General features: G+C 67.1%; 29 protein-coding genes. 21 read left to right on the forward strand and 8 right to left on the reverse strand.

The genetic code is table 11. The annotated features are described in order from the left end of the window. Positions 1 to 13 precede the first annotated feature (13 nt). A complete protein-coding gene (locus AC5P6S_RS10395) occupies positions 14 to 877 on the reverse strand; it encodes a DMT family transporter (RefSeq protein ID WP_099527135.1) in 864 nt (287 codons plus the stop codon). 133 nt (positions 878 to 1,010) lie between these two features. On the opposite strand from AC5P6S_RS10395, the gene AC5P6S_RS10400 reads away from it, so the two are divergent. Further along, positions 1,011 to 2,390, forward strand: a complete 1,380-nt coding sequence (locus AC5P6S_RS10400) for an aminotransferase-like domain-containing protein (protein WP_495204595.1) — start codon at positions 1,011 to 1,013, stop codon at positions 2,388 to 2,390. Here AC5P6S_RS10400 and AC5P6S_RS10405 read toward each other — a convergent pair. Then, positions 2,329 to 3,273 (reverse strand): LysR substrate-binding domain-containing protein, encoded by a 945-nt coding sequence (locus tag AC5P6S_RS10405; protein ID WP_114618879.1) that lies wholly within the window; start codon positions 3,271 to 3,273, stop codon positions 2,329 to 2,331. The two genes, AC5P6S_RS10400 and AC5P6S_RS10405, sit on opposite strands and share 62 nt — an antisense overlap. Before the next feature lie 115 nt (positions 3,274 to 3,388). On the opposite strand from AC5P6S_RS10405, the gene AC5P6S_RS10410 reads away from it, so the two are divergent. Together AC5P6S_RS10410 and AC5P6S_RS10415 are read left to right on the forward strand one after the other, a co-directional pair. Then, positions 3,389 to 4,087 carry a glutathione S-transferase family protein gene (locus AC5P6S_RS10410; protein WP_043033649.1) on the forward strand — a complete coding sequence of 233 codons (699 nt, stop codon included), beginning with the start codon at positions 3,389 to 3,391 and terminating at the stop codon, positions 4,085 to 4,087. Positions 4,088 to 4,174: 87 nt separating this feature from the next. After that, complete coding sequence (locus tag AC5P6S_RS10415) at positions 4,175 to 4,849, forward strand: class I SAM-dependent methyltransferase (protein WP_005412477.1); 675 nt, start codon at positions 4,175 to 4,177, stop codon at positions 4,847 to 4,849. A gap of 3 nt (positions 4,850 to 4,852) precedes the next feature. Here AC5P6S_RS10415 and smqnr read toward each other — a convergent pair whose 3' ends face one another. Then, positions 4,853 to 5,500, reverse strand: coding sequence for a SmQnr family pentapeptide repeat protein (gene smqnr, locus AC5P6S_RS10420; protein ID WP_414498233.1), 648 nt, complete (start codon positions 5,498 to 5,500; stop codon positions 4,853 to 4,855). Positions 5,501 to 5,657: 157 nt separating this feature from the next. Between smqnr and AC5P6S_RS10425 the strand changes: the two genes are divergently transcribed. Together AC5P6S_RS10425 and AC5P6S_RS10430 are read left to right on the forward strand one after the other, a co-directional pair. Next, on the forward strand, positions 5,658 to 6,434 hold the full coding sequence (locus AC5P6S_RS10425) for a DeoR/GlpR family DNA-binding transcription regulator (protein ID WP_005408351.1): 777 nt from the start codon (positions 5,658 to 5,660) through the stop codon (positions 6,432 to 6,434). Between the two features lie 11 nt (positions 6,435 to 6,445). Beyond that, entirely contained in the window at positions 6,446 to 7,579 is a 1,134-nt protein-coding gene (locus AC5P6S_RS10430) for an MFS transporter (RefSeq protein ID WP_049459421.1), read from the forward strand. A 9-nt stretch (positions 7,580 to 7,588) separates the two neighbouring features. Here AC5P6S_RS10430 and AC5P6S_RS10435 read toward each other — a convergent pair whose 3' ends face one another. From AC5P6S_RS10435 to AC5P6S_RS10455, 5 genes are all read right to left on the reverse strand, one after another. Next, positions 7,589 to 9,094, reverse strand: coding sequence for a PepSY domain-containing protein (locus AC5P6S_RS10435; RefSeq protein ID WP_060380076.1), 1,506 nt, complete (start codon positions 9,092 to 9,094; stop codon positions 7,589 to 7,591). Positions 9,095 to 9,105: 11 nt separating this feature from the next. Next, complete coding sequence (locus AC5P6S_RS10440) at positions 9,106 to 11,244, reverse strand: TonB-dependent receptor (RefSeq protein ID WP_483723695.1); 2,139 nt, start codon at positions 11,242 to 11,244, stop codon at positions 9,106 to 9,108. A 129-nt stretch (positions 11,245 to 11,373) separates the two neighbouring features. Next, positions 11,374 to 11,760 carry a DUF2946 family protein gene (locus AC5P6S_RS10445; RefSeq protein ID WP_099484769.1) on the reverse strand — a complete coding sequence of 129 codons (387 nt, stop codon included), beginning with the start codon at positions 11,758 to 11,760 and terminating at the stop codon, positions 11,374 to 11,376. A gap of 211 nt (positions 11,761 to 11,971) precedes the next feature. Beyond that, positions 11,972 to 12,226, reverse strand: a complete 255-nt coding sequence (locus AC5P6S_RS10450; RefSeq protein WP_012479313.1) for a hypothetical protein — start codon at positions 12,224 to 12,226, stop codon at positions 11,972 to 11,974. Positions 12,227 to 12,237: 11 nt separating this feature from the next. After that, positions 12,238 to 12,462: a hypothetical protein gene (locus AC5P6S_RS10455; protein WP_005408344.1), complete on the reverse strand. Its 225-nt coding sequence runs from the start codon at positions 12,460 to 12,462 to the stop codon at positions 12,238 to 12,240. Positions 12,463 to 12,948: 486 nt separating this feature from the next. On the opposite strand from AC5P6S_RS10455, the gene AC5P6S_RS10460 reads away from it, so the two are divergent. The 16 genes from AC5P6S_RS10460 (at position 12,949) to AC5P6S_RS10535 (ending at position 25,254) form a co-directional block, all read left to right on the forward strand. Beyond that, entirely contained in the window at positions 12,949 to 15,285 is a 2,337-nt protein-coding gene (locus tag AC5P6S_RS10460) for a VapE domain-containing protein (protein WP_099484768.1), read from the forward strand. Next, positions 15,286 to 15,567 carry a DUF7696 family protein gene (locus AC5P6S_RS10465; protein WP_483723694.1) on the forward strand — a complete coding sequence of 94 codons (282 nt, stop codon included), beginning with the start codon at positions 15,286 to 15,288 and terminating at the stop codon, positions 15,565 to 15,567. Between the two features lie 64 nt (positions 15,568 to 15,631). Further along, positions 15,632 to 15,859, forward strand: coding sequence for a hypothetical protein (locus AC5P6S_RS10470; RefSeq protein ID WP_024956102.1), 228 nt, complete (start codon positions 15,632 to 15,634; stop codon positions 15,857 to 15,859). A 41-nt stretch (positions 15,860 to 15,900) separates the two neighbouring features. Further along, positions 15,901 to 16,539: a deoxynucleotide monophosphate kinase family protein gene (locus AC5P6S_RS10475; RefSeq protein ID WP_060380096.1), complete on the forward strand. Its 639-nt coding sequence runs from the start codon at positions 15,901 to 15,903 to the stop codon at positions 16,537 to 16,539. 152 nt (positions 16,540 to 16,691) lie between these two features. Next, positions 16,692 to 17,075: a hypothetical protein gene (locus AC5P6S_RS10480; protein WP_060380095.1), complete on the forward strand. Its 384-nt coding sequence runs from the start codon at positions 16,692 to 16,694 to the stop codon at positions 17,073 to 17,075. Between the two features lie 355 nt (positions 17,076 to 17,430). After that, positions 17,431 to 17,859 carry a helix-turn-helix domain-containing protein gene (locus tag AC5P6S_RS10485; protein WP_223846372.1) on the forward strand — a complete coding sequence of 143 codons (429 nt, stop codon included), beginning with the start codon at positions 17,431 to 17,433 and terminating at the stop codon, positions 17,857 to 17,859. After that, a complete protein-coding gene (locus AC5P6S_RS10490) occupies positions 17,856 to 18,206 on the forward strand; it encodes a hypothetical protein (RefSeq protein ID WP_043033662.1) in 351 nt (116 codons plus the stop codon). Before AC5P6S_RS10485 ends, AC5P6S_RS10490 begins: the two co-directional genes overlap by 4 nt. Further along, the gene (locus AC5P6S_RS10495; RefSeq protein WP_049459412.1) at positions 18,203 to 18,688 is read left to right on the forward strand and encodes a glycoside hydrolase family 24 protein; all 486 of its coding nucleotides are present in this window, start codon (positions 18,203 to 18,205) and stop codon (positions 18,686 to 18,688) included. The genes AC5P6S_RS10490 and AC5P6S_RS10495 overlap by 4 nt, the downstream gene beginning before the upstream one ends. Continuing rightward, complete coding sequence (locus AC5P6S_RS10500; protein WP_024956106.1) at positions 18,685 to 19,062, forward strand: hypothetical protein; 378 nt, start codon at positions 18,685 to 18,687, stop codon at positions 19,060 to 19,062. Before AC5P6S_RS10495 ends, AC5P6S_RS10500 begins: the two co-directional genes overlap by 4 nt. Before the next feature lie 352 nt (positions 19,063 to 19,414). Beyond that, positions 19,415 to 19,969, forward strand: a complete 555-nt coding sequence (locus AC5P6S_RS10505) for a hypothetical protein (protein ID WP_099527123.1) — start codon at positions 19,415 to 19,417, stop codon at positions 19,967 to 19,969. Further along, on the forward strand, positions 19,966 to 20,556 hold the full coding sequence (locus AC5P6S_RS10510) for a phage baseplate assembly protein V (protein WP_495204596.1): 591 nt from the start codon (positions 19,966 to 19,968) through the stop codon (positions 20,554 to 20,556). The genes AC5P6S_RS10505 and AC5P6S_RS10510 overlap by 4 nt, the downstream gene beginning before the upstream one ends. Positions 20,557 to 20,608: 52 nt before the next feature. After that, complete coding sequence (locus AC5P6S_RS10515; protein WP_005408332.1) at positions 20,609 to 20,947, forward strand: GPW/gp25 family protein; 339 nt, start codon at positions 20,609 to 20,611, stop codon at positions 20,945 to 20,947. Positions 20,948 to 20,949: 2 nt separating this feature from the next. Next, positions 20,950 to 21,846, forward strand: coding sequence for a baseplate assembly protein (locus tag AC5P6S_RS10520; RefSeq protein WP_049459408.1), 897 nt, complete (start codon positions 20,950 to 20,952; stop codon positions 21,844 to 21,846). Between the two features lie 223 nt (positions 21,847 to 22,069). Further along, entirely contained in the window at positions 22,070 to 22,618 is a 549-nt protein-coding gene (locus tag AC5P6S_RS10525) for a phage tail protein I (RefSeq protein WP_134948479.1), read from the forward strand. 7 nt (positions 22,619 to 22,625) lie between these two features. Beyond that, positions 22,626 to 24,593, forward strand: a complete 1,968-nt coding sequence (locus AC5P6S_RS10530) for a tail fiber domain-containing protein (protein ID WP_483723692.1) — start codon at positions 22,626 to 22,628, stop codon at positions 24,591 to 24,593. 1 nt (position 24,594) lies between these two features. Beyond that, on the forward strand, positions 24,595 to 25,254 hold the full coding sequence (locus AC5P6S_RS10535; protein ID WP_111173608.1) for a hypothetical protein: 660 nt from the start codon (positions 24,595 to 24,597) through the stop codon (positions 25,252 to 25,254). The last annotated feature ends 88 nt before the right edge of the window (positions 25,255 to 25,342 follow it).

Raw genomic sequence — 25,342 nt, forward strand, 5'->3', positions numbered from 1 at the left:
TCCCCTTTTTCGTTCAGCGACTGAAGCGGCGCGCGCCGGCCACGCAGATCACCGCGACCACGGTCACCAGCACCATGCTGAGGCTGACCGATTCGTGCAGCAGCAGCGCGGCCAGGGCCAGGCCGAAGAAGGGCTGCAGCAGCTGCAGCTGGCCGACGGCGGCGATACCGCCCTGGGCCAGCCCGCGATACCAGAACAGGAAGCCGAGCAGCATGCTGAACACTGCCACGTAGCCCAGTGCCCACCATGCCGAGGCATCGACCGCGGTGAACGAGGCCGGGCGCATCAGCACTGTCAGCGGCAGCATCACCGGCAAGGCCAGCAGCAGTGCCCAGCTGATCACCTGCCAGCCGCCCAGATGACGGGCCAGCCAGCCGCCTTCGGCATAGCCCAGCCCGCAGACCACGATGGCCGCCAGCATCAGCAGGTCTGCCTGCAAGGACGCCTCGATGCCGTTGCGCACCGCATAGCCGACCACGCAGGCACTGCCCAGCAACGAAAACAGCCAGAACGCCGGGCGCGGTCGATCGCCGCCGCGCAGCACGCCGAACACCGCAGTGCTCAGTGGCAACAGCCCGAGGAACACGATGGTGTGCGCCGACGATGCGTGACGCAGCGCGAGTGCGGTCAACAGCGGAAAGCCGACCACCACCCCGAGGCTGACCACTACCAGCCCGGGCAGGTCATTGCGCCGCGGCCACGGCTGGCGCAGCAGAAGGAGCAGGCCAAGGCCGAGCACGGCGGCAATGGTGGCGCGTGCAGCAGTGACGAATCCGGCGTCCAGCTGCAGCACCGCCAGGCGGGTGGCCGGCAGGGAGCCGGCGAAGATCACCACACCGATGAAGCCATTGATCCAACCACTCGCCGACCGTTCCACGCCTGTACTCCTGAAGGTGCCGGACGATGCCCGGCTGGACCTGCATGGAAGCATCCGGCGCGGGAAGACCCCAGCTACAATCCAGTACAGTCGCAAGTAACTGTACTGCCCACACTTCCACTACGGTTCCGCTATGCCGCGTCCGCTCACCCGCATCGAATCGGTCATCCAGACCGTCCGCACCCGCATCAGTGCGCGGCTGGATGGCCCTGGCTCACGCCTGCCCTCGGTACGTGCGCAGGCGGCGGCGATGGGAGTTTCAGTCTCCACCGTGGTCGAGGCCTACGAGCGCCTGGCGGCCGAAGGCCTGATCAGTGCACGCGCAGGCTCGGGCTTCTACGTCAGTGGCCCGGCCGCACCGCTGGCGCTGGCCGAAATGGAGCCGCGGCTGGATCGCGCGGTGGATCCGCTGTGGGTATCACGGCAATCGCTGGAAACGCCCGCGGGCGACCTCAAGCCAGGGTGCGGCTGGATGCCCAGTGACTGGCTGTATCACGATGGCGTGCGCCGCGGCCTGCGCCGGCTGGCGCGTGCCGATGCCATGCAACTGGTCGACTACGCCGCCCCGCTCGGGCTGCCCGCGTTGCGCCAGCTGCTGCAAAGGCGCAGCGCCACGCTTGGCATCGATGCACCGGTGGAGCAGATCCTGCTGACCGAATCCGGTACGCACGCGGTCGATCTGCTCTGCCGCTTCCTGCTCAAGCCCGGCGACTGCGTGCTGGTCGATGACCCGAGCTACTTCAATTACCACGCGCTGCTGAAGGCGCACCAGGTGCAGGCCATCGGCGTGCCGTACACGCACAGCGGCCCGGACCTGGAGGCGTTCGCGCAGGCCCTGCAGGCACATTCGCCGCGGCTGTACATCACCAATTCCGGATTGCACAACCCGACCGGCGCGGTACTTTCCGCAAGCACCGCACACCGCCTGCTGGGCCTGGCCGAACGCAGCGAACTGATCATCATCGAGGATGACATCTTCGCCGACTTCGAACTGCAGCCGGCACCGCGGCTGGCCGCGCTCGATGGGCTGTCACGGGTGATCCACGTCGGCAGCTTCTCCAAGACGCTGTCGGCAGCGTCGCGCTGCGGCTACATCGCCGCGCGCCACGACTGGATAGAGGCATTGACCGACCTGAAGCTGGCGACCAGCTTCGGCGGTGGTCATCTGGCCGCGCAGTTGATGCACATCGCGCTGACCGACAGCGGTTACCGCCGCCACATGCAGTCGATACGTTCGCGGCTGGCCGATGCACGCCGGCACACACTGCGGAAACTGCAGACGCTGGGCATCATGCCGTGGCTGCAGCCGGAAGCCGGCCTGTTCCTGTGGTGCCAGCTGCCCGATGGCCGCGACGCCGCCGCACTGGCGCGGCAATGCCTGCGCGAGGGCATCGTGCTGGCGCCGGGCAACGCGTTCAGCCAGTCGCAGCGCGCGGCCGACTATGTACGTTTCAACGTTTCGCAGTGCCAGGACCCGAAGATCTGGCAGGTACTGGCGCGCGCGCTGCGTTGAGCTGGTAATGCGCGACCAGCGCATCCACCACCACGCGCACGCCCGGCAACTGGCCGCGACGATGCGGCAGCAACACGCTGGTGGTGACTTCGCCGGCATGCCACGCCGGCAGCACCTGCTGCAGGCGGCCGGCGGCGATGGCCGCAGCACACAGGCTGTGTGGCAGTACGGTGATGCCAAGACCCGCTTCTGCCGCCGCGATCAGCAGCTGCGATTCATTGCCGACCAGCGCCACCTGCGGCTCCACCTGCACGGTGCGGGCGTCGGCGCCGTGCAGCGTCCAGCGCGTTGCATGGCGCGCGGTCAGCAGGCCGGCATGCGCGCGTAGCTGTTCGGGCGTGTCCAGTGCCGGCGCGGCTGCCAGATAACCAGGGGACGCCACCAGCACGATGCGTTCGCTACCGAGCATGCGCTGCACCAACCCGGAATCCGGCAGCGGACCGAAGTGGCTGCGCAGGGCGATGTCGATGCCTTCCTGCGCCAGGTCGATGAAACGATCACTCACTTCAACTTCGATACGCAGCCGTGGATAGCGGCGGGCCAACGCGGGCAGGCACGCGGCGAGCTCCCCCTGCACCACCGGAATCGAAGCGCTGATCCGCACGGTGCCGCTGGGTTCGGCCTGGCGGTCGCGGACGATGGCCTCGGCGGCCTCGACCTCAGACAACGCTGCGCGTGCGCGCTCGAAGAACTCCTGGCCGACCTCGGTCAATGCGAAGCGGCGCGAACTGCGCTGCAGCAGCCGCACCTGGAGCTGTTCTTCCAGCAGCGCCACGCGCTTGCTCAGGGTCGAGCGCGGCAGGCCCAGATGGCGCCCGCCTGCAGCGAACCCGCGCTGCTCCACCGCGGTCACGAACAGGGCCAGATCGTTGAGGTTGAGCATGCGCAACGTCCACAGATGTGGACTTCAGGATGCCATTCAAGCGGCTTCCGGGGCAATGTCCACGCAGGCACGCTTTCCTCACCCGCCGCATCGCGGCTTGAACCGGAAACCTGCCATGACCCCGATCCTCTTCTACGGCGTGCCCTCGGGCTGCTCGTTCGGCTCCATCGTCGCCCTGGAATGGCTGCGCCAGCCGTATCACCTGTGCCGCATCGACATGCCCGGCCAGGTGCAGAGCGAAGACTACCGCCGCCTCAATCCGCTGGGTGAAACCCCGACCCTGCGCACCGCGCAGGGCGAGCTGCTCAGCGAGAGCCTGGCCATCCTCAACCATCTGGCCGCGAAGGGCATCGCGCAGGGGCTGGGCTTCGCACAGGGCACGCCCGGCTTCGATCGCCTCAACCACCGGCTGGCCTATCTCAACACCAGTTTCTTCGGTGCCTACGCGCCGCTCTGGCACGCACTGGAGCATGCGCAAGGCGATGACGGCGAGGCGCTGCGTGCCTATGGCACCACCAAGGTGCGCCACGCCCACCAGGCGCTGGAGCAGATGATCGGCACAGGCCCGTGGCTGCTGGGCGAACAGCGCAGCTTCGCCGATGCGTACTTCGCCGGCATCGCGCGCTGGAACGACTATCACCAGGTGGTCGATCGTCGCGAGTTCCCCAGGGTGCAGCAGCTGTTCGAGCGCCTGCAGGACGACGCCGGCGTGCAGTTCGCCCACGCCATCGAAGCGCAGCAGCCGGCAACCAGCAGCGGTGGCTTCCTCGGCGAGGTGCGGCTGGAAGACGTGCTTGAGGCAGCAGCGGCCTGAGCCCTGTCCTGCCCGTGTGGCAGCGGCGCGCAATGCCTCTTGCGCGCCGCGCTACAGTGGTATGTCCCCCGCCGCAGGAATCCGCGCATGTCCACGTTCTCCGATCCGCAGGCGGTGGCCCGCTATGCCGAAGCGCCGCTGCGCCAGGTGCCCGGTTTCCTCGCGTTGCAGCAGATGAGCCGCCTGCTGCTGGCCGAACGCGTTCCCGCGCAGGGCCGTGTGCTGGTGCTGGGCGCCGGTGGCGGGCTGGAGCTGAAGGCTTTTGCCGAGGCGCAGCCGGGCTGGCAGCTGCTGGGCGTGGATCCGGCCGCGCCGATGCTGGCCCTGGCCGAGCAGACACTGGGTCCGCTGATGCCGCGCGTGCAACTGCTGGAAGGCTACATCGACGATGCGCCCGATCTGCGCTTCGATGGGGCCAGCTGCCTGCTGACCCTGCACTTCCTCGATGCCGCGCAGCGCCTGCACACGCTGCGCGAGCTGCACAGGCGCCTGCAACCCGGCGCGCCGCTGGTGGTGGCCCACCACAGCGTGCCGCAGGATCCGGCCGGCAAGCTGCGCTGGTTGCAGCGCTACGCAGCGTTCGCCGAAGCCTCGGGCGTTGCCCACGCCGATGCACAGCGCGCGATCGAGGCCATTGCCGAGCGGCTGCCGCTGCTGGCCCCCGAACAGGAAGTGGCGCTGCTGCAGGAGGCCGGCTTCGATGGTGTGGAGCTGTTCTATGCCGGCTTCAGCTTCAAGGGCTGGGTGGCGTACACCGGTTGATGCCTACGGCACCACCGTGATGCCGATGCGCTGCATCAACAGCGCCACCTGCTGCACGTCCAGCGTGGCGCCACGCAGGTTGGTGCTGCGCAGGTCCAGCTCACCCAGCTCCGAGTTGGTCAGGTCGCAGTCGGTGAAGTTGGCGCTGTTCCAGTCGATGCCCTCGAACTGGCCGCCGGACAGGTCCGAGCCGGCGAAGCTGGCGCCACTCACATTCGCGCCATCCCATCGGTTTTCCCACAGCTCGCACTTTTCCAGCGCTACCCGCGAGAAATTGGCATAGCGCAGGTTCGACTTCTTGATGAATGCGCTGCAGAACCAGCTGCGCGTGGTGATCTGGTTCATGAAGCTGGCGTTGCTGAAATCCGCGCCCTGCGCACGGCACTCGCTGATCTCCAGGCCCAGCGCCTTGATGAAATTGAAATGGCACATGCTGATATCGCAGCTGCGGAAACTGGCTTCCTTCAGCGTGGCGCCATTGAAGCGGCAGCCAGCACGGCTGTCGGCATCGTAGAAACTGCAGTTGATGAACTCGGTACCGGTCAGGTCGGCGCCGGAAAAATCGCACTCGTGGAACTGCTGGTCGACCACTTTCTGGCCGGTGTACTGGTCCGCGCTGATGCGCAGCTTGCGGTGAACGGTGGGGGACATCAGGGATCCCATGCCAAGTGCCCCGCCATGATGCCGGTCCGCGAGGGCGATCCATAGACCCCGGGGCGGGCGGGTTCACCGGCAGTCCAGCCGCCCTGTGCCCTCCCGCTGAATGCACGTTATTGCACGTTTATGCACGAACGTGCAGACTTATAGCATGAGCTCCGATCCCAGCCCCCTCCCCGCCCAGCGCACGCGCCAGATCCTCGAGGAACTGCGCCAGCAGGGCCGCGTGGTCGCCGCCGAACTGGCGCGCCGCTATGCCGTTTCAGAAGATTCGATCCGCCGCGACCTTCGTGAACTCGCCGCCCAGGGCCTGTGCCAGCGCGTCTACGGCGGCGCCGTGCTGCCGCCGCCCAAGGAACGGCCGCTGCGCGAGCGCCTGACCCGCGACCGCGGCGACAAGGCCGAGCTGGCCGCCCGCGTCTGCGCGCTGCTGCAACCCGGCCAGGTGGTACTGCTCGATGCCGGTTCGACCAATCTGGCGATCGCCCAGCAGCTGCCGGCCGCTCTCGGGCTGACGGTGATCACCAATGCCCCGCAGATCGCCACCGCCGCCAGCATGCTCGAAGGCACTTCAGTGCAGCTGATCGGCGGGCGCCTGGCCAGCGGTGGCGGTGCGGTCGGTGCCGAGGCGTTGGCCCAGGTGCAGCGCCTGCGTGCCGACGTGTACCTGCCCGGCCCCTGCGCGGTGGACGGCGACACCGGCGTGTGGGCGATGGATGCGGAAGAAGCCACGCTGAAGCGCGCGATGGTGGCCTGCAGCAGCCGTGTCATCGTCGCCGCCACCACTGAAAAGCTCGGTGCCCGCGGCAACTGGCAGATCGCCAGCCTGGACGAGATCGACGACCTGGTGCTGACCACCACCGCACCGCCCGCCTTGGCGGCTCGCTTCCACGCCGCCGGTATCGCGGTGCACCCCACGCCTCCCTGACCGTACTGCTCATGTCCCTTGCCAACCGCGCGCGTGCCGAACAGCACGCGACCCGCGCTGCGTTCTTCATTCCCGGCTTCGCCACCGCGTTGTGGGCCACCCTGGTGCCATTCGCCAAAGCGCGCACCGGGATCAATGACGCCACGCTGGGGCTGGTGCTGCTCTGCCTCGGTGCCGGCTCGCTGCTGGCGATGCCCTTGTCCGGCGTGCTGGCCGCACGCCTCGGTTGCCGCCGGGTGATGGTGGCCAGCAGCCTGCTGATCTGCCTGACCGTGCCCGGCCTGGCCCTGGCGGGTTCGGCCTGGACGCTGGGCGTGGTGCTGTTCGTGTTCGGTGCGGCCGTGGGCGCGATGGACTGCACGATGAACGTGCAGGCCGTCATCGTCGAGCGCGAAGCACGGCGGGTGATGATGTCTGGCTTCCATGCTTTCTTCAGCATTGGCGGCTTCCTCGGCGCGGCCACCATGACCGTGCTGCTGTCCGCACAGTTGCCGCCCTTGGCATCGGTGCTGATCGGTGTCGGCACCATGCTGCTGGTGACGCTGTTGTCGGCGACCTACTGGCACAGCGAACGCATGCCGCACGACACACCGATGCTGGCCCTGCCGCATGGCATCGTGCTGTTCATCGGCGTGCTGGCGTTCGTCGCCTTCCTCGGCGAAGGTGCGATGCTCGACTGGAGCGCGGTGTTCCTCAGCGATGTACGTCGCGTCGATGCCAGCCTCGCCGGCGTCGGCTATGTGACCTTCACCCTGACCATGACGGTCGCGCGCCTGTTCGGCGATGCACTGGTGGCACGCGTGGGCCGCCAGCGCGCGATCGTGTTCGGCGCGCTGCTCGCCGCTGCCGGCGTGCTGGTGCTGACCCTGGTCACGCCGTGGCAGGCATCATTGGCGGGCTATGTGCTGGTCGGCCTCGGTTGCGCCAACATCGCGCCCGCGCTGTTCTCGCTGGCCGGCCACCAGACCCGCATGCCCGGCGCGCTGGCCATCACCGCCGTTTCCACGCTGGGCTTTGCCGGCATCCTTGCCGGACCGGCGTTGATCGGCTTTGCCGCCAATCATTTCGGTCTGATTGCTGCGTTCATCGGTGTGGCCACGGCCTTGTTGCTGGTGGCCGTGTCCACACGTTGGCTGCGGGTTTAGTCCAAGGCATCAGCGCCGCCTGCGCCGCAGTTTCATCCGCAACCGGCGGTAGCCGATCACCGTGGCCGTTGCACACAACGCAGCGCCAGCCAGGCTCAGCAGCAGCAACACCGCCAGCCGGGCGGTGTCCTGACGCAGCATCGCCGGCAGGTCCCAGCTGTGCAGGAAGTAGAACAGCCAGCGACCCACGCGCTCGCGACGCCCCATCGTCAGCAACGGGTCGCCAGTGGCCAGATCGAGGTAGACCCGCGTCGCCTCGGCATCGTCGAAATCAGCCACCGCCACCGGGAAGCGGCGTACCGCTGCGCCGTTCATGGCTTCCGGTGCACGCGGGTAGAAGTACGCATCCGCTGCGAGCTGGACCCAGTACCCCTGCATGGGCGCATCCGACAACGCCCGCACCTTCTGCTGCAGCCATGCGGCCGGCAGCAACCGCGCAACCTGCAGATGACCATCACTGCCGGACACAATGCGGGTCTCGCCCTGCCCGTCCAGCAACACCGCGAACAGCTCACCACCGATGCGTCGCCACTGGATCTCCACCGGCTTGAAGCGCGCGTCGTCGACGGCCGCCAGCAGCGCCGCCGGTTCACCCAGCGCGCCATCCACCGCTACCGCGCCGCCACGATAGCGTCCGCTGTCGATCGCCTCGCGCGTGCTGCTGAAGACGCCCAATGGATTCATCGACATCAGGCCGCTGAAGATCCAGGTGAACACGAATGCCGCTGCCACCAACCCGATCAGGTGGTGCCAGCGCATCCAGGGCTCGACATACGGCGTCTTCGCGCCAGTGCGGTAGTGCCCACAGAAGCGCCAGCGCCACACACCCACCACGATGCCGCTGATCGCCGCCACCGTGCACAGCGCGGACAGCACGATCACCACCCACGTCCACACCGGATCGACCGACTGCATGCGCAGGAAGTACAGCCAGTGCAGCCACGCACCCACGTAATTCCAGCGCTGCTGCACGCGCGGCGCGTCCAGCACCACTTCGCCGGTGTGCGAGGACACATACACATCCCCCGGCTGCGCACCGCCCACTTCAACCCGGTACAGCGGCCGATGCGCATCCAGCGAGCGCGAATGGGTCCAGCGGTCCTCATCCACGCGCATCGCACCAACGAAGGCCTGCCCACCGGCGAACTGCGCGGCCGCCGCTTCGGCGCGCTGGGCGGAAACCGGCAGCAGCGCCTGGCCGGTCCGTACCGACCACGCACCGACGTTGCTGCCGCTGCGCACCACATACGCCGCTTCACCGCCTACCGTGGTCAGGGCCACGGCTTCCGGCTCGGCCTGTACAGCATCCGGCAGCGCCGACAGTCCTCGCCAATCCCTTGCATCACCCAGCACCGGCAACGCCGCCAGCCGTTCGCCGGGCGTCAACTTCGGGTAGCCGACGAACAGCATCACCATGCCGCTGACAAACCACAGCAACATCAGCAGGCATCCGCCGATGCCCAGCCAACGGTGCACCAGGTAGGTCCAGCGCTTGGCGGTGGATCGCAACGTCATCGCCAGCGTCCTCAGAAGCGATGATCGACGGTGAATTCGACGCGCCGGTCCGCACCCAGCAGCCACTGCGTGCTGGTGTAGTACGCGGTGGCGTAGTACGCCTTGTCGAACACGTTGAACAGCCGCGCCGACAGCCGCGTGCGCGGTGCCGCCTGCCAGGTCAGTGCCAGGTCGGTGGTGCTGTAGCCGGGCAGCTCCAAGGTGTTGGCGTTGTCGGCGTAGCGCTTGCCGACGTAACGCACGCCGCCCGCCGCACTCCAGTCCGGTGCAAACTGCCAGCTCAGCCACACATTGGCCAGGCGCTCGGCCACGTTCGGTGGCACGTTGCCATCACGCGACACCAGCACCGCCCGCGAACCGGTGGTTTCCAGGAAGTCCTCGAACTCGGCCTTCAGCACCGTGGCATTGGCATCGAGCGACCAGCGCGGCGCGAAGTTCCAGTTCAAGGACGCCTCAATGCCACGCGAGGTCTGTGCGCCCACCTGCACGCGGCGATCCGGCACCAGCGGATCGCGGCTGAGCAGCCCGGTCTTGCGGATGCGGTACGCCGCCAGCGTCCACTCGCCGCCATCGAAGGCCTGCTTCAGGCCCACCTCGATCTGCCGGCCCTTGGCCAGGTCGAAGGCACCGTTGGCGGGGCTGATCATCAACAGGCCACTGACCGGGTCCGCCGCCTGCGAGTACTGCGCATACAGGCTCAGCGTCGGCCGCAACGCGAACACCGTGCCTGCACGCCAGCCGGTGCTGCGGTAGGTCTTCGAGAACGCGTTCTGGCCGCTGATCAGATCGGTACGATCAATGCGCGCGCGGTCGTGGCGCAGCCCACCCAGCACCGACCAGCGCTCGCTCAGCGCCAAGCGGTCTTCCACGAACAGCGCGTACTGCTCGGCACGATTACGGTAGCGCGGCAGGTTCGGCGCGTCGCTGGTGAACTGGCCCGGCACCGGATCGAACGGATCGACCGGGCCCGAGCTGCCGGCATAGGTGTTGTTGGTGTGCTTGAAGTGCGCGCGGTTGGCATCGAGGCCCACGGCGAAGCTGTTGGCCAGGCCCGCAATGTTCCCCTGTACCCTCAGCGTCGAGGTCAACCCGGTCTGGTCCTGGTCGTGGGTGATCTCGGTATTGCCTGAGCGATCGATCAAGCCGGTAGCGCGGTTGTAGACGTAGGCTTCGGCATTGCGCCAATCGCGCTGGCTGTCGATCTGGTAGAGGCGCGTGCGCCATTCGACGCTTGCGTTCGGCGTCCACAGCGCATCGAGCTGGGTCCAGCGGTCGCGGTAGCGGATGTCGCTGTCTTCCACGTTGTAGTTGCGGTGGCGCAGCGCCTCCAGCTGGCGGCCATCCACCAGTGGCGTGCCGAAGTAGCGCATCGGTTGCTGATAGCCTTCCGCATGGGTGAGCGACAGCTGCAGATCCGCACGCGGTTGCCACAGCAGTGCGCCGGAGAAGGTGGCATCACTACTGCGCCCGCGATCAACCCAGCCACCGCTGTAGTTGCCACTCACATCCAGCCGGTAGGCCAGCTCGGGCGTCAGCGCGCCGCCACTGCCGAAGCCCAGACGTGCGGTGTCCTCGCTGCCCACGGTCACGCTGATCTCGTTCTCGATGGCACCGCGCGTCGGCTTCTTCGGCACGATGTTGATGACCCCGCCAATGGCACCATCGCCATGGATGACCGAGGCCGGACCGCGCAGCACTTCGATGCGCTCGATGGACCAAGTATCGAACGGAAAGGTGATGCCCACGCCGCCATACTGGCGCAGCCCGTCATACAGGCGCATCACGGAAGCGCCATCGGTGAAGCCACGGCTGGACAGCGCACTCAGGCCGTTGCCCGGGTGCGGCATCGCACTGATCGCACCGGCGCGGCTGATCGCATCATTGAGGTTGGTGTCGCCGCGCTGTTCCAGCTGCTCGCGCGAAATCACCGTCAGGCTGGCCGGTGTCTGCAGCACGCTCAGGCCCAACGCAGAGCCTGCGCTGGAGGTGGAAGACAGCTCGCCGCTGCGGGTATCGACCACGCGCACGGTATCCAGCGTGGTCGGTGGTGCCGCATCGGCGGCAAGTACAGAGGCGGTGTGCAGGAGCAACGCGCACATGGCAGGCAGCGTCGCCCGGCGCAGGCGCGCGGAGTTGGGGTTCGTTTTCATCTGTTCACGGCATGCAAGGCCACCCTGCAGTGGCAGGGCAGCTCAGGGAGTTCGGCGAACGCGCACGCAGTCGCGCCAGGCCAGGCCTGGCAGCTTGGGAAAATCAATCCAAAGGCGTGCGCGCAGGGCTCAGACAGCCATGAAGACCGGTGGCCCGCGCGCTCCCAATGTGCCGCTGACCCGCTGCGGCAACGCCTGCACTGCACCACGCAGCGCACGGCATATCGATACCATCGGTGCCAACAGCAGCAATGCCGCCACCAGCAGGGTGATCAGCCGCGCGGCGATCAGGCAGTAGTCGCAGTCCACGCCCATCTCATGCGCGGCGTGTGGATCGGCGGGCGGCTTCTTTGAGACCTCGCCCTGCTGCATCGCCATCGCGTGGTGGTCGTGATGGCCCTCCATCGCATGCTGCGCATGCTGGGAATGGTCCATCGCCGCTACCGGCACAGCCGCTGCAACGTGACCATGCGCCAGCCAGCGGCTCACCAGCGGGGCAAGCAGCACCAGCAGCATGGCTAGCCATGCCAGGGCCTGGAACCGGCGGTGGAGGACAGAACGACGCACCCGGCCATTCTACGGGCCTGCGGTCAACCTTGGACCACGTTCAGGGTTGCCCGGCGGCCAGTGCGACGTTATGACGCAGCCTCCAGCGCAGGGGATCGTCCACTGCCCGAGGGGGACGGAAGGCAGCCTGGCCGGCCCCTTCCGCCCCCGCACCGGATGACTAGAACCGCGCCGGTTGCTGCACCGCGCGCTCCAGGAACATGAAACCCGCCTGCAGGCTGTTGCGGGCGTTCTCCAACCAGCGCTCCGGATCGGCTACCGCAAATCGCTCCTGTGCATCCACATCACCCGAGTCGGCCAGATCAGCCAGCTGCAGATGGATGTGGTTCTCCACCAGGCTCACCAGCACGGCGAGCTCGGCCGATAAACCGGCGATGCGTTCGGTGAAGCCAGCGTCGTTGCTGTTCAGAGACATGTCCCCTGTTCCTATGCGTTGCGGTGTTGATGGATGGCTTCGAAACGCTCGGCACAGGCAGGCCCGCAGAACAGTCTTGCCGGATCGTTGTCGAAGTCCTCGCTACAGTCCGGGTTGTGGCATTCCCCCATGGGAGTGAGAGGGGCAACGTTGCTGGCCCGCGTTGCGTGCTGGGCCAGGGCGCGTTGCAGGTGGCGCGCTTCCATTTCCTGCGCTTCGTCGATGGTGTCCGTCATGCGGGTTGTATTTTATCGAGGGGTGGTCGCACCGATTGAGAACGTCGCAACGACGGTCAACGACGCGGATTCCGCGGCGGATCGGCGTTCGTGGTTGCAGTGGATTTCAGGCATGCAGGCTCCTTGTGCACGGGCGCCCGAAGGCGCGATGGAGAGAAACGATGGGCCGTCGTTGACGGCGATCGCATCATCCGAAAACCGGTTCTCGCCAACTGCGACGCATCGGCACGATCACAGTGATCTGCGAACGCCATCGCAGATCCAACGCGTACTGGGTGGCGCCATCGCGGTCAGGGATGCAAGGTGCTGGAAGGTGTTGCAAATGAAGCCCCGTTCCGACACCATGACCGTATCACCACTTCCATCACATCCTGACCACACTGCGTCGGTCGGCCGCTGCGTGACCTGCGCACGCCGGACACTGCACAGCACGTTGGCCGCCATCGGCCGCCGTGGACCGATCCACGTTCCCAGGGGCCTTGTCGAATGCACACACCGCATCCCACGCAGGACATCGTTCCCGCGTTCCTGCAGGCCATGCACGCGCACGGCATCGTGCCGGACGCGCGCGGCCGCGACGCGCTCAACGCCGATGGCACGCTGGTGCGCTTCCATGTGGAAGGCGACCGTCGTGGCACGCGCAATGGTTGGGCGGTGTTGTTTGGAGACCACGTGCCGGCCGGCGAGTTCGGCAGCTGGCGGACCGGCACCCGCCATGCCTGGTGCGCGAAATCGCCGACCGCGTTGAGCGCCGCCGAGCAGCGTGCCATCAGGCAACGCCAGGAGGCGGCCCGCAGCGAGCGCGAACGGCATCAGCGCGAACGCGAGGACGCCGCCGCCAAGGCGGCCAACGTGCTGTGGAACCGTGCCATTCCTGCCGATGCCCACCACCCGTATCTCGTACGCAAGGGCATCCACGCACATGGCCTGCGTGTGGCGCCATGGCCGGTGCGCAACAGCGATGGCCTTGTCTTCCGCCACATCGACAGCGCCCTGCTGGTACCGGTGATGAACAGCGCGGGCCGTATCGTCTCGTTGCAGGCGATCTTTCCCCGCGTGGATCCAGCACTTGGCCGCGACAAGGACTTCCTTTCCGGTGGCCGCAAGCAGGGCTGCTTCCATGTCATCGGCAAGCCGGTTACCGGCCAGCCGATCGCCATTGCAGAGGGCTATGCCACCGCCGGATCCATCCACCAGGCCACGGGCTGGTGCGTGGTGGTGGCCTGGGATGCAGGCAACCTTGGCGCGGTCGCCCGAGCCTGGCGCGGCGCCATGCCGGACGCGTCATTCGTGCTGTGTGCCGACAACGATCAGTGGACGCGGCAGCCGCTGGACAACCCTGGCGTCACCCTGGCCACGCAGGCTGCCGCGGACATCGATGCCCGCGTGGTCTGGCCCGAGTTCGCCACGCTGCATGGCGACGATGACCGCCCTACCGACTTCAACGACCTGCATCTGCGCGAGGGGCTGGACACCGTGCGTGCCCAGTTGTTGCCCCCCATGCCGCCGGCAGGGGGCGACGACGTGGCACTGGACGATGCGCCGTCATCGGCCAGCGCGCGCTACCAGGTGCCTGGCAACCTGTCCGCATTCGATGCCTTCACCCCGTTTCCCGATACCAACGCGCGCGGGCGGCCGTTGCCAACCGCCCGCAACCTGGCCGAACTGTGCCGTCGTACCGGTGTGACCGTGCGCTACAACGTCATCCGCAAGGATCTGGAGATTCTGGTCCCTGGGCTGCAGACGACCGTGGACAACGCCAAGGAGGTCGCGGCGGGCGAAGTGATGGATTGCATGCACCGCGCCGGCATGGCCACCGCCAGCTTCGAGACCAACCTGTGCCAGGTGGCCGAAGCCAATCCCTACAACCCGGTCGCCAGCTGGATCACCTCACGGCCGTGGGATGGCCAGTCCCGCCTGCAGGCGTTCTTCGATACAGTGCAGGAAGCCAAGCCCACGCACATGGCCGACGGCCGCGTGCTGAAGGAAGTCCTGATGCGGCGCTGGCTGATCTCCGGCGTGGCTGCGGCGTTTGAGCCCGATGGCGTGGTCGCGCGCGGCGTGCTGACGTTCGTTTCGAAACAGAACCTGGGCAAGACACGCTGGGCGCGGCAGCTGGCGCCGGTAGAGCTGCAACTGATCGCCGACGGTGTGGTGCTCGATCCGGCCAACAAGGACAGCGTCAAGCAGGTCATCTCCAGATGGATCGTCGAGCTGGGCGAAGTCGATGCCACCTTCCGCCGTACCGATATCGCGGCGCTGAAATCATTCATCTCGCGCAGCCATGACGAGATCCGTCGCCCCTACGCGCGCACCGAATCCCGCTATGCGCGGCGCACCATCCTGTTTGCCAGTGTCAACGACGAACGCTTCCTCCGCGATGCCACCGGCAACACCCGCTGGTGGACCGTGCACGCCGTGGCGCTGGGCGAACCGGCGCGGATCGACATGCAGCAGGTCTGGGCTGAGGCCCATGCGTTGTACTGCAGTGGCGAGACCTGGCACTTGAGTGCCGAGGAACTGGATGCGCTCAATGCCACCAACAGCGAACACGAGCCCATCTCGCCGATCGCCGAACTGATCGATCGTCATTTCGACTGGTCGCTCCCTGCCGAGCACTGGAGCGCGCACTACCGCGCCACCGAGATCGTCATCGCGGTGGGCATCGACAGGCCCAACCGTCGCGAGGTGAACGAGGCCGCCGCCTACGTGGTGAAGCGGCATGGCGTGCGCACCCGCGTGGTGGGCAAGGAGCGGGCCAAGGTCTGGCTGATGCCACAGCGCAGACGCAGTCTGGCCGAGCACGCGGCAGGGCCGTTCTAGATGCCGCGCCTCCATGATGGTCGCGACGTTGACAGCAGCAGCGGCGACTGGCGCCTGCACTGCGAAGCACGTCGCCTGCTGCAACTGGACGGCTACCGGCGCGTGGGCACCGACGGGCGCTGGACGACGGTCAGTCCGCGCCGGCACCGCCAACAGTATCTCGAGGGTGTCCTGGCCGCACGCGGGCCGGTTGAGCGTGAGCGTCTGGCAGCAGCGGCATTGCGGCTGTGGATCGTCAGCCCGCCCAACCGCACCATGATGCAAGTAGATGAAAGGTGTTGACTGGGAGCATCTACAGGGGCAAGATGCAGGTATCGGCCCGCCACCTTCCAGGAGCGCTTCCGCCATGTCCCGTCCCCGACTGCATGCCTTCGAAGGTGAGCAGCTGACCGTGCAGCAGATCCACCAGCGGGTACCGGTGCTGTCCGAGCGGACCATCCGCGACCACCTTGCTGCCGGCCGGCGTACCCGCACCGCCATGTTGTGCTTTGACCCGATCGCCGCAGCGGCCCGGGGAGGGCGCATCACCCAGCGCATCCTCCGCGCCCGCAGCGTCGTCGGTCGCGATTCCTGATCCTCCGGCACCTGCCGCATTTCTCCAGGAGTAGATTCCGCATGATTCCCGCCTCCCTCGACAGCGGTCATCGCCTGATTGCCGACACACTGGCCGCGTTCCGTGCCGGCCCTGGACTGGGCAGCGTTGCCCTGCGGCCGGCGCCACGCTCTCGTGTGCCGCTCTACATCGGCATCGCCGGCAGCAAGCGCTCGGGCAAGGACACACTCGCCAATGGACTGGCGTCGGCGTTGTCACTGCCATGCGACAGCTTCGCGGGCCCGCTGCGGCAATTGGTCGCCACCCTCCTCGGGCTCTCCCTGCACGAACTGGACAGCCGCAAGGAGGACGCCATCGACTGGCTGGCCGAACTCACCCCGCGCCACCTGATGCAGACCGCCGGTACCGAGTGGGGGCGTGACCGCGTCCATCCCGAGCTGTGGGTACGCTCGCTGTTCGCACGCCTGCCCGAGGGCGGGCTGGTACCCGACGTCCGCTTCGCCAATGAGGCCCGCGCGATCCGGCGTCGTGGTGGTGTCGTGATCCGCGTCAATCGCCCAGGCCATCGCAGCAGCGACCCTCATGCCAGCGAGCAGCCGCTGCCGCATGAGCTGGTCGACATCGAAGTCGACAATGACAGCACCCCGGCCGATCTGGTCCGCAGATCGCTGGACCAGCTGCGTTCGCGCGGTGTGATCTGATCCGGAATGCCGGCCCGCCATCCGGTCCATCCCCCGAACCCAGCGCAGGCCCCGACCCATCATCGGCGAAAATGATGTAAGGTCATCCCCCATCACCGACGACACCTGTCGTCACCCTGCATCCCCAACCCATTTCGCAAAGAGGAAACGCCATGGAGGTCGAACAGTTCACGTCGACGCGCCTGAAGGCCATCGAGTTGTTCAAGTCCCAGCCCAAGGGCAGCAAGGACATCGTGAGCCTGGATGCGATCTTCATCTCGCTGTGCACGCTGGCCACTGCCCGGGCGGGCGCAGGCAGCGCCCAGCAGGCGCGTACCGTGGCCCGCCCGGGCAGCCAGCAGCCGCCCGCGCCATGGTTCGTCGAAACCCTTGCGGCCCTGAAGGGCAAGGGCGAGTCGATCACCGTGGCGCGCTTCCTGATGTTCGCCAACCGCTTCCCGGTCAAGCGCATGGACCAGGTCAACGCGGCACGCTGGCTGCGCGACGCCGGGTACATCCCCCGCAAGACCGGCGGCAACCTGGTGTTCGATCTTTGATCCAGCGCCCCCTGCAGTCCTGAAGCCCCGGGATCGTCCGGGGCTTTTTCGTTTCCGGCCAGTACACGGCGCATGAGGCTGTGTGGCAGGTGGCCGTCCTCACCCTGTACCTGCCCCATCCCCTTGATCTGCCTCTGTTCCTGCCAGGTGAGGACAACGAGTACGGATGTGCAGGAAAACACCAGCGGCCAGAGCAAGCGGATTCGGCTCACTGCAAGCAGGCATGTCGTGCTCCTCCCCCCTCCTCACGCACGACTGAACGTCTTCAGCGCACCGATATAAAAGTAGATGAAAGGTGTTGACTGGACAGGCGGGATGGCAACAGTGGAGATCAATGCCACTGAAGACATCCTCCATGAACGCCCTGCCCGACAGCATCCAGACCCTGGCCGAGGTCATCGGCGAATCCGCAGCCCTCACGCTGGTGCGTGCCTGGCCGCCGACCACCTCCAGCACCACCGGCCGTCACCGCGTCATTGTCTACGTCCCCTCCACCCTGCCCGACCAGCACCGGCTGATCGACATCCTTGGCCACGACGTCGCCCAGCGGCTGGTCGCGCACTTCGGCGGCGAACTGTTGTTCCTGGCATCCTGCTTCGCTGCCGGCGCGCACGAACGCCGCGAGCAGATTGCCCGCGCGGTCGCCAGCGGCATGCCACGCGACCATGTTGCGCGTGAGTTCGGCGTCTCACAGACCACCATCAAGCGCGCCCTGCGCGGTGCGCGCACCGCGTTGCCACCGGCTGTCCACCCGGCCCTGCTCAAGGGATACGCACGCGCATGAACGAGAGCGACCTGCTGGCCGGCGTGCCGGATTGGGCCAAGTACCTGGGCGGGACCTCGGGCGTGCTGATCGCGGTGTCGCTGTGGCTGCGCCAGTGGTTGTCGTCGGCCAAGGTCGACCGCACCGCCGATGAAGCCACCAGCAACACCCTGCGCACCCTGCAGGAACAGCTCGCGGCCGAACGTACACGCGCTGATGGGCTGATGCACGAGCGCGAGGCAATGGCCCAGGAGATCGGGCAGCTGCGCGGTGAAGTCAGCGCCCTGCGTGCACAGATCGCCCAGCAGAGCGTACAGATAGACGCCCTGCTGGCCCTGGTGCGCAAGCAGCCGGGGGCCGCCGCATGACCGCCGCTGCAGCCAGCGCCCTCGGTGGCACCAACGTTGCTGCGTTCCTGGACATGCTGGCGGTGTCCGAAGGCACCGATATACCCAGCCAGCGTTCGCGTGACCGCGGCTACGACGTCATCGTCGGTGGCCAGCTGTTCACCGACTACCGCGACCATCCCCGCGTGCTGGTGTCGCTGCCGCGCTACGGCATCAAATCCAGCGCCGCCGGCCGCTACCAGTTCCTGCGCAGCACCTGGGATGACCTGCGCGCGCGACTGGGTCTGCCTGACTTCGGGCCGGTTTCGCAGGACCGCGCGGCCGTGGCGCTGCTCAAGCAATGCGGTGCCTACGAGCTGATCCGGCTGGGCCGCTTCGATGCCGCCGTCACTGCGGCCCGGCGCATCTGGGCATCGCTGCCGGGCGCCGGCTACGGCCAGAAGGAGCACGCGCTGGAAACACTGCGCGCGGCGTACCGTGCCGCCGGCGGAGCCCTGCAGTGACGCCCGCGGCACTGAGGTTGGGCATCGGGTTGCTGGTCCTTGCCGGCAGCCACGCGAGCTGCGCCTGGCTGGGATGGACCCTGCGCGACCGCACTGCGGACCTTGCCGTTGCCACCACCCGGGCAGCGCAGCAGGAGGCCCGCACCGATGCAGTCCAGCGCGCGAACCAGCAGGCCCTCGCCAACAGCGCCGCAGGCGCGCAGGCCGAATCACAGCGCCTGGCCCACCAGGCCCGGCACACCGAACAGTTCAACACCCTGCAACGGGACATCGAGACCCATGCCAAGACTCCTGGTCGTGATCGCGGCGACGCTGACGCTGAGTTCGTGCGCATCTGGCGCGAGGCCAACGCCGGCCACGCCCTGCCGCGCTGACCTCAGCATCGCACCTGCCCAGCTGCTTCCCCCACCCCGCCTGCCGGACCTGCACGCAGCCAGCGATGACGCGCTGCTGCGCAATCACGTTGCGGTCGCACAGCAGTACCACGCGCTGGCCGACCAGCTGAGTGCGCTGCTGTGCAGCCTCGGCAGCCAGCGCGGCATCACCATCAATGGCGCCGTGCCGGCAGCACCCGCCGACTGCGGCAGCAGTGCCACTCCCACGCACTGAGCCTGCCGGATACGGCCACGCCTGCAATGCCACCCCACTGCGGTGATGGCAACACTGGCTGCAGACCGCGCGCGCCGCACGGGCCACGCCCTTCTTCCCTTCCCTGCATGAGCTGACATGGCGAACGATTCCTTCCCTCCCACGCTCGATCCGCTGATTGCCGCGATCGAAGCCGCTATCCGCGCACGCTTTCCGGGGTTTGCAAGCGTCGAGTTCCATCGCGACGCCAACGCTGAGGGGATGCCCCTGCCGGCCTGCCTGCTGGCGATGACCCGCTGTGACCGCAGCAGGGACAACAATGATGGCAGTGGCCTGCTGCAGGCCACGCTGCGCTTCGAAGCGCGCATTGCGCTGCCGGCAACCGATGCAACCACAACGCTGCAGCTGCGCAACGCGGCCCTCGCCCTGGCGACCTGGCTGCACCAGCTCGGCCGCTTCCCCGGCGTTGCCAGCGGTGCGATCGATGTGATTGCAGCATTGCCGGAAGACCCCGCGGCGGCACAGCCGGGCCTGCGCACTTGGATCGTCGAGTGGTCACTGCCGGTCGCGCTGGGCGACAACCCGTGGGACGACGCCGGTGGCGTGGTGCCGCAGGCGTCCTACAGCTTCGCGCCGGAGATCGGCCGCGCCCATGAGTCCCGCTACCAGCCGTTGCCGGAGCGCGCACGATGAGCGCCGAACACGCGCGGCTGATCGGCAACCTGCTGATGATCGGCGTGGTGCGCGAACTGGACGAGGCGAACGGGCGCGTTCGCGTCGATGCCGACGGCATGCTTACCGACTGGATTCCCTGGCTGGAACGCGGCGCGGGACCGGGCGTACGCACCTGGTGCGCACCCGAACCCGGCGAGCAGGTCGTACTGGCGTGCCCCTATGGCGACCCGGGCCAGGCGCTGGTACTCGGCAGCCTGTACCAGGACCGCTTTCCGCCGCCGGCCGACTCGCGCCTGCGGCAGCGCACCGCGTTCGCCGACGGCAGCAGCGTCGAGTACGACCAGGAAACCACCACGCTCAACGTCCATGTCGGCAGCGGCAAGGTCATCGTCACCTGCGCGAATGCACAGGTGATCGCCAGCGAATCGATCGTGCTCGATACACCCTCGATCAAGGCGACCGGCGATCTGGATGTCAGCGGCGCGATCAGCGCCGGCAAGGACATCAGCACACCGGGCGAAGTCAAGGCCGGTGCCATCGGCCTGAAGGCACACACGCACACCGCACAGGGTCCGACCGCACCCACCACGCCCGCGCAGCCCTGAGCGGCCACGCCTGCAATGCCCTGAAAACCCGCACTCCACGACGATAGAGGCCATGCGAGGAATCGACGCCAACACCGGCAAATCACTGGATGGGCTCGCCCATCTCCACCAGTCCGTGCGTGACATTCTCACCACGCCTCTTGGCTCCCGCGTACTGCGCCGCGAATACGGTTCACGCGTATTCGAACTGATCGATGCGCCGACCAACCGCTCGCTGCGCATGGACCTGATCGCGGCCACCGTCGACGCGCTGGCGCGATGGGAACCGCGTCTCCACGTCGAGAACGTCGACGTCTCCCTCCCCGCCCCCGGCGTGATGATCCTGGCAGTGACCGGGATCCACCTGCCGGACGGCGAGGCCATCACCATCGAAGGAATCGAGGTTCGCTAACCGTGGCATCCGGCTCGTTCACCAGTGTCAATCTGTCCCAGCTGCCTGCACCGGCGGTCATCGAAGTGCTCGATTTCGAAGCCATGTTCGATGAATCGCTGACCGCACTGCAGGCCCTGGATCCCACCTTCGACGCGCTGCTGCCGTCGGACCCGGCCTTCAAGATCCTGGAGGTCTGCACCTACCTGCGCCTGCTTGATCGCCAGCGTGTCAACGACGCCGCGCGTGGCGTGATGCTGGCCTATGCCGGTGGCAGCGACCTCGACCACCTCGCCGCGATCTTCGGCGTCGCCCGCCAGGTGCTCGACCCGGGCAGGCCGCAGGAAGGCATTCCACCGCGATATGAGAGCGATGAGGACTTCCGCCGCCGCATCCAGCTGGGCCCGGAAGGGTTCAGCGTGGCGGGGCCGGAAGGTGCCTATGTATTCCATGCGCTGAGCGCGGACCCGCGCGTGCTCGACGCCAGTGCGACCAGTCCCGCCCCCGGCGAAGTGGTGGTCTCGGTGCTGTCGCGCGAAGCGGATGGAACCGCCACCCAGGGGCTGCTGGACATCGTCGAGGCGAAGCTGAGCGCCGATGACGTGCGACCGCTGACCGACCACGTGCTGGTGAAGCCGGCCACGATCGTCACCTACTCGGTCGACGCCACGCTGTTCACCTTTGCCGGCCCGGATTCGCAGGTCGTGCTTGCCGAAGCGCGCACCCGCCTGGACCGCTACATCAGCGAGTCACATCGTCTCGGCCGCGATGTCACCCGTTCGGGGTTGTTCGCCGCATTGCATGCCGAGGGCGTGCAGCGCGTGGAGATCGTCCATCCGGCTGCAGATGTGGTGGTGGACCGAACCCAGGCCACGCACTGCACCGGCGTGACCCTGACCCACGGCGGCACCGATGAATGAGCCGAGCACGCGCCTGATCAACGCGCGCCTGCGCGGCGCGATCGATGGCCGCAACCGCACCTTCCGCCACCCCGGCGGCGCGCTGGCGAGCCTGCAGGCGGTGTACCGCACCGATGCACGGGGGCGGCAGCCGTTGCAGGGCAGCGTCATCGAGGGCAGCAGGGTCACCCTGGCCGCTGCACCGGCGCCCGGCGAGGTCATCGATGGTGACGCCCAGGTGGTGGTGCCCTCGGCGGCGAACCTGCTTCCCGCCAACGCCACCCACGCCGAGCGCGCGCTTGCCCGCGCCATCGTCGCACGTCCGTTGCCGGTGGACATCACCGCGCTGTGGGATGCCGATCGCTGTCCGACCGCACTGCTGCCCTGGCTGGCCTGGGCGCTGTCGGTGGACGAATGGAAGGCCTACTGGCCCGAGGCCGTGAAGCGCGCCCGGGTGCGTACGGCCATCGCCATCCAGCGACGCAAGGGCACCGCCGGCAGCGTGCGCGACGTGGTGGCCGCCTTCGGTGGATCGGTGCTGATCCGCGAGTGGTGGCAGCTGCAGCCCAAGGGCGCGCCGCACACCTTCGAAGCGGTGATGACCATCGCCAACCAGGATGGCCAGTCCGCCACGGCGATGTTCGTCGAGGACGTCATCGGCGAAATCACCCGGACCAAGCCGGTGCGCTCGCATTTCACCTTTACCCAGGGCATGCAGGCCGACGCCGCCATCGGCGCACTTGCAGCCGCCCACGCCACGGCCTTCCGCCGCCTTCAACTGATCGGAGAGTAACCCCCGCATGCGCTTGAAAATCACCGATGCCGGCTTCGCCAAGCTGGTCAATCCGCCGAACACCGGCACCAACGCCGTGCTGATCACCCAGATCGGCCTGACCTCGACCGCCTTCGTGCCGTCGGCGGGGCTCACTGCACTGCCCGGCGAGATCAAGCGCGTCGCCACCTTCGGCGGCCAGGCCGTGGGCGATGACACCGTGCACGTCACCATCCGCGATGACAGCGCCACCTCCTACACGCTGCGCGGCTTCGGCCTGTACCTGGCTGACGGTACGCTGTTCGCCAGCTACGGCCAGGCCGATCCGATCATGGAGAAGTCGGCCGCATCGATGCTGCTGCTGGCCACCGACACACGCTTCAGCGGGATCGACACGACGCAGATCCAGTTCGGTGATGCCGGCTTCCTCTATCCACCGGCCACCACCGAGGTCGTCGGCGTGGTCGAGCTGGCCACCAGCACCGAAGCCGAAGATGCGACCGACACCCAGCGCGTGGTGACTCCGCGTGGCATGCGTGCTTACACCGACAAGCGCTTCGGCGCCAGCGCCCCGACCGCGCTGGCGAAGACACTGCTGTCTGCGGCGAACACCGCGGCGGCGCGCACTGCGCTGGAACTGAAGAGCGCCGCACTGAAGGACACCGGGCATGGCAACGGCCTGGACGCCGACACCCTGGACGGCAAGCACGCCTCCGAGTTCGCCCTGGCCGGTGACTTCGCCACCGTGGGCCACAAGCATGTGATTGCCGATGTGACCGGGCTGCAGTCGGCACTGGATGGCAAGGCGTCCAGGAGCGGCAACACGTTCACCGACCAGCAGTTCATCAGCGGCACGTATCCGTTGCTGGGCTTCGGTGCCGCCGGTGCCGAGCAGTCCTTCATTGGCGGCTGGGCAAATTCCAGCCTGTGGCGCGTATGGAGCGCGGACCGCAGTGCCAGCAGCGAAATCACCATCAAGCATGGCGACACGCCGCGCTGGAACGGCTCGGCGATGTGGCATGCCGGGAACTTCGCGCCTGAAGCGAAGATGGACAAGAGTGGCGGGACGTTCACCGGCGCGGTTTCCATCTCCAACAACTCACTGCGCCTGTCCGGCTGGGGCAGCACGCTGACCGATGGTGTCATCTACTTCGGCACCGGTGACAGCTACATTTTCAAGTCAGGTTCCTCCTTCACCTTCCGCAATGTGGAGGGTGCCTATAGCGCAACGCTCAGCGCAGGCGGGAACATCTGGACCAGCGGCAACTTCGATCCCGGCGGGAAGATCAACAAAGCCGGCGACATCATGAACGGCACGCTGAACATGTATGTGGGTCAAGGCAGCACCCAGGTCGTGCACCAACGGTTCGGCTGGGGCAACAACGTGACCCGATGGGCGACAGCCATGGAGAGCGACGCCACACTTTCGCTTTACTCCTACGACTTCAATGGAGGAACTCCGACGCAGCGCGCGAGCTTCAGCAATGTCCAGTACCGGGAGAACACATTCGTCGGCGGCGTCACTTCCGCAGGTGGCAATGCCGCATTCATCATCAAGGACCGTGGGAACGCGAATCAAGAGTTCCACATCTACAACACGGACAACGTGTTCCGGATCTGGTCGTCCACTGCGCAAGTGGATCGACTGCAACTGAATGCCGCGGGGGCTCTCTGGACGGCCGGCGGCTTCGATACTGGCTCTTCACGCAAGCTGAAAAACATCGAAGGCGCACTTCCCTATGGCCTGGCAGCTGTCGAACAGATGGAACTGGCAGCCGGCCACTACAAGCCCGAGTACAACGACGACGGTCGTCGCCGCCTGTTCTTCGTCGCCGAGCAGCTGGCCGAACTGGTGCCGGAAGCGGTCGACCTGGAAGGCGTCGAGTTCCAGGGTGAGCGCGTGGCATCGGTCAAGCTCGACCAGCTGCTGCCGGTCATGGCCAAGGCCATCCAGGAACTGGCCGCCGAAGTGCGCGCACTGAAAGCGGAGCGCTGACATGCCCAGCGGATATCGCTCTTCCGGTGTCGACTTTGACGACCTGTTCGATCCGTACGTTGAAGGTCCACTGGCGCAGGATTCGGGCCGCCGTATCGGCGGCGGCGACCTGAGCCGCCGCTATGCCCACATCCAGTACGGCAGCAAGCGTGCCGACGTAGGCCATCGCATCAACGGAATGGACGTGTCCAACCTGTGGGCGGCCCGGGGCACCGCAAGCTACCGGCCGCCCTTCCATGGCAAGGACTACTCAGCCGGCAATGGCGCCAAAACAAACTCATTCGGCGATGTCACGGCGTCGGTGCAGATCAGCCTGCTGTCCGACGGCAACTTCACCGTCCACAGCAACAGTTACGGCGGTGGCAACGATGCCACCGCCCAGGTGGATTCCGGTCGCTGGGCACCGGCCGGTGCAAACCCCAGCCAGTACGAAGTGCAGTTCACGGCCAGCAACACAGGTGCTGCTTCGTTCAGCACAAGCGCACCGTCATTCTCCTCACTTGCGACATCGCGCTCGGCAACCGTATCCATCAGCATTCCTGCGGCATCTTCCATGTACGAGAGCATCACGGTTGAGATAGCCGTTCATCTCCGTCGTTCCGGTAGCCCCGCTCAGGTTTCAACCGTATACGCCAACGTCGCCGTTTCGGGCTGGTACTGATTGCACATCGGGCCACCGCTGCAATTATCGCGACCGCCACATTCTCCGAACATTACCCCGTCGCCTGCACAAGCCGGCACACACCCAC

Source organism: Stenotrophomonas sp. YJH_SMC_119 (assembly GCF_059368315.1).

Coding starts and splice junctions, on each gene's coding strand:
- AC5P6S_RS10425 (WP_005408351.1), top strand. CDS start 5,658: ATGAGCTCCGATCCCAGCCCCCTCCCCGCCCAGCGCACGCGCCAGATC.
- AC5P6S_RS10490 (WP_043033662.1), top strand. CDS start 17,856: ATGAACGAGAGCGACCTGCTGGCCGGCGTGCCGGATTGGGCCAAGTAC.
- AC5P6S_RS10515 (WP_005408332.1), top strand. CDS start 20,609: ATGCGAGGAATCGACGCCAACACCGGCAAATCACTGGATGGGCTCGCC.
- AC5P6S_RS10435 (WP_060380076.1), bottom strand. CDS start 9,094: ATGACGTTGCGATCCACCGCCAAGCGCTGGACCTACCTGGTGCACCGT.
- AC5P6S_RS10470 (WP_024956102.1), top strand. CDS start 15,632: ATGTCCCGTCCCCGACTGCATGCCTTCGAAGGTGAGCAGCTGACCGTG.
- AC5P6S_RS10485 (WP_223846372.1), top strand. CDS start 17,431: ATGAACGCCCTGCCCGACAGCATCCAGACCCTGGCCGAGGTCATCGGC.
- AC5P6S_RS10475 (WP_060380096.1), top strand. CDS start 15,901: ATGATTCCCGCCTCCCTCGACAGCGGTCATCGCCTGATTGCCGACACA.
- AC5P6S_RS10530 (WP_483723692.1), top strand. CDS start 22,626: ATGCGCTTGAAAATCACCGATGCCGGCTTCGCCAAGCTGGTCAATCCG.
- AC5P6S_RS10415 (WP_005412477.1), top strand. CDS start 4,175: ATGTCCACGTTCTCCGATCCGCAGGCGGTGGCCCGCTATGCCGAAGCG.
- AC5P6S_RS10535 (WP_111173608.1), top strand. CDS start 24,595: ATGCCCAGCGGATATCGCTCTTCCGGTGTCGACTTTGACGACCTGTTC.
- AC5P6S_RS10410 (WP_043033649.1), top strand. CDS start 3,389: ATGACCCCGATCCTCTTCTACGGCGTGCCCTCGGGCTGCTCGTTCGGC.
- AC5P6S_RS10405 (WP_114618879.1), bottom strand. CDS start 3,273: ATGCTCAACCTCAACGATCTGGCCCTGTTCGTGACCGCGGTGGAGCAG.
- AC5P6S_RS10430 (WP_049459421.1), top strand. CDS start 6,446: ATGTCCCTTGCCAACCGCGCGCGTGCCGAACAGCACGCGACCCGCGCT.
- AC5P6S_RS10465 (WP_483723694.1), top strand. CDS start 15,286: ATGCCGCGCCTCCATGATGGTCGCGACGTTGACAGCAGCAGCGGCGAC.
- AC5P6S_RS10445 (WP_099484769.1), bottom strand. CDS start 11,760: ATGCTGCTGGTGCTGCTTGCCCCGCTGGTGAGCCGCTGGCTGGCGCAT.
- AC5P6S_RS10505 (WP_099527123.1), top strand. CDS start 19,415: ATGGCGAACGATTCCTTCCCTCCCACGCTCGATCCGCTGATTGCCGCG.
- AC5P6S_RS10480 (WP_060380095.1), top strand. CDS start 16,692: ATGGAGGTCGAACAGTTCACGTCGACGCGCCTGAAGGCCATCGAGTTG.
- AC5P6S_RS10460 (WP_099484768.1), top strand. CDS start 12,949: ATGCACACACCGCATCCCACGCAGGACATCGTTCCCGCGTTCCTGCAG.
- AC5P6S_RS10455 (WP_005408344.1), bottom strand. CDS start 12,462: ATGACGGACACCATCGACGAAGCGCAGGAAATGGAAGCGCGCCACCTG.
- smqnr (WP_414498233.1), bottom strand. CDS start 5,500: ATGTCCCCCACCGTTCACCGCAAGCTGCGCATCAGCGCGGACCAGTAC.
- AC5P6S_RS10510 (WP_495204596.1), top strand. CDS start 19,966: ATGAGCGCCGAACACGCGCGGCTGATCGGCAACCTGCTGATGATCGGC.
- AC5P6S_RS10400 (WP_495204595.1), top strand. CDS start 1,011: ATGCCGCGTCCGCTCACCCGCATCGAATCGGTCATCCAGACCGTCCGC.
- AC5P6S_RS10495 (WP_049459412.1), top strand. CDS start 18,203: ATGACCGCCGCTGCAGCCAGCGCCCTCGGTGGCACCAACGTTGCTGCG.
- AC5P6S_RS10440 (WP_483723695.1), bottom strand. CDS start 11,244: ATGAAAACGAACCCCAACTCCGCGCGCCTGCGCCGGGCGACGCTGCCT.
- AC5P6S_RS10450 (WP_012479313.1), bottom strand. CDS start 12,226: ATGTCTCTGAACAGCAACGACGCTGGCTTCACCGAACGCATCGCCGGT.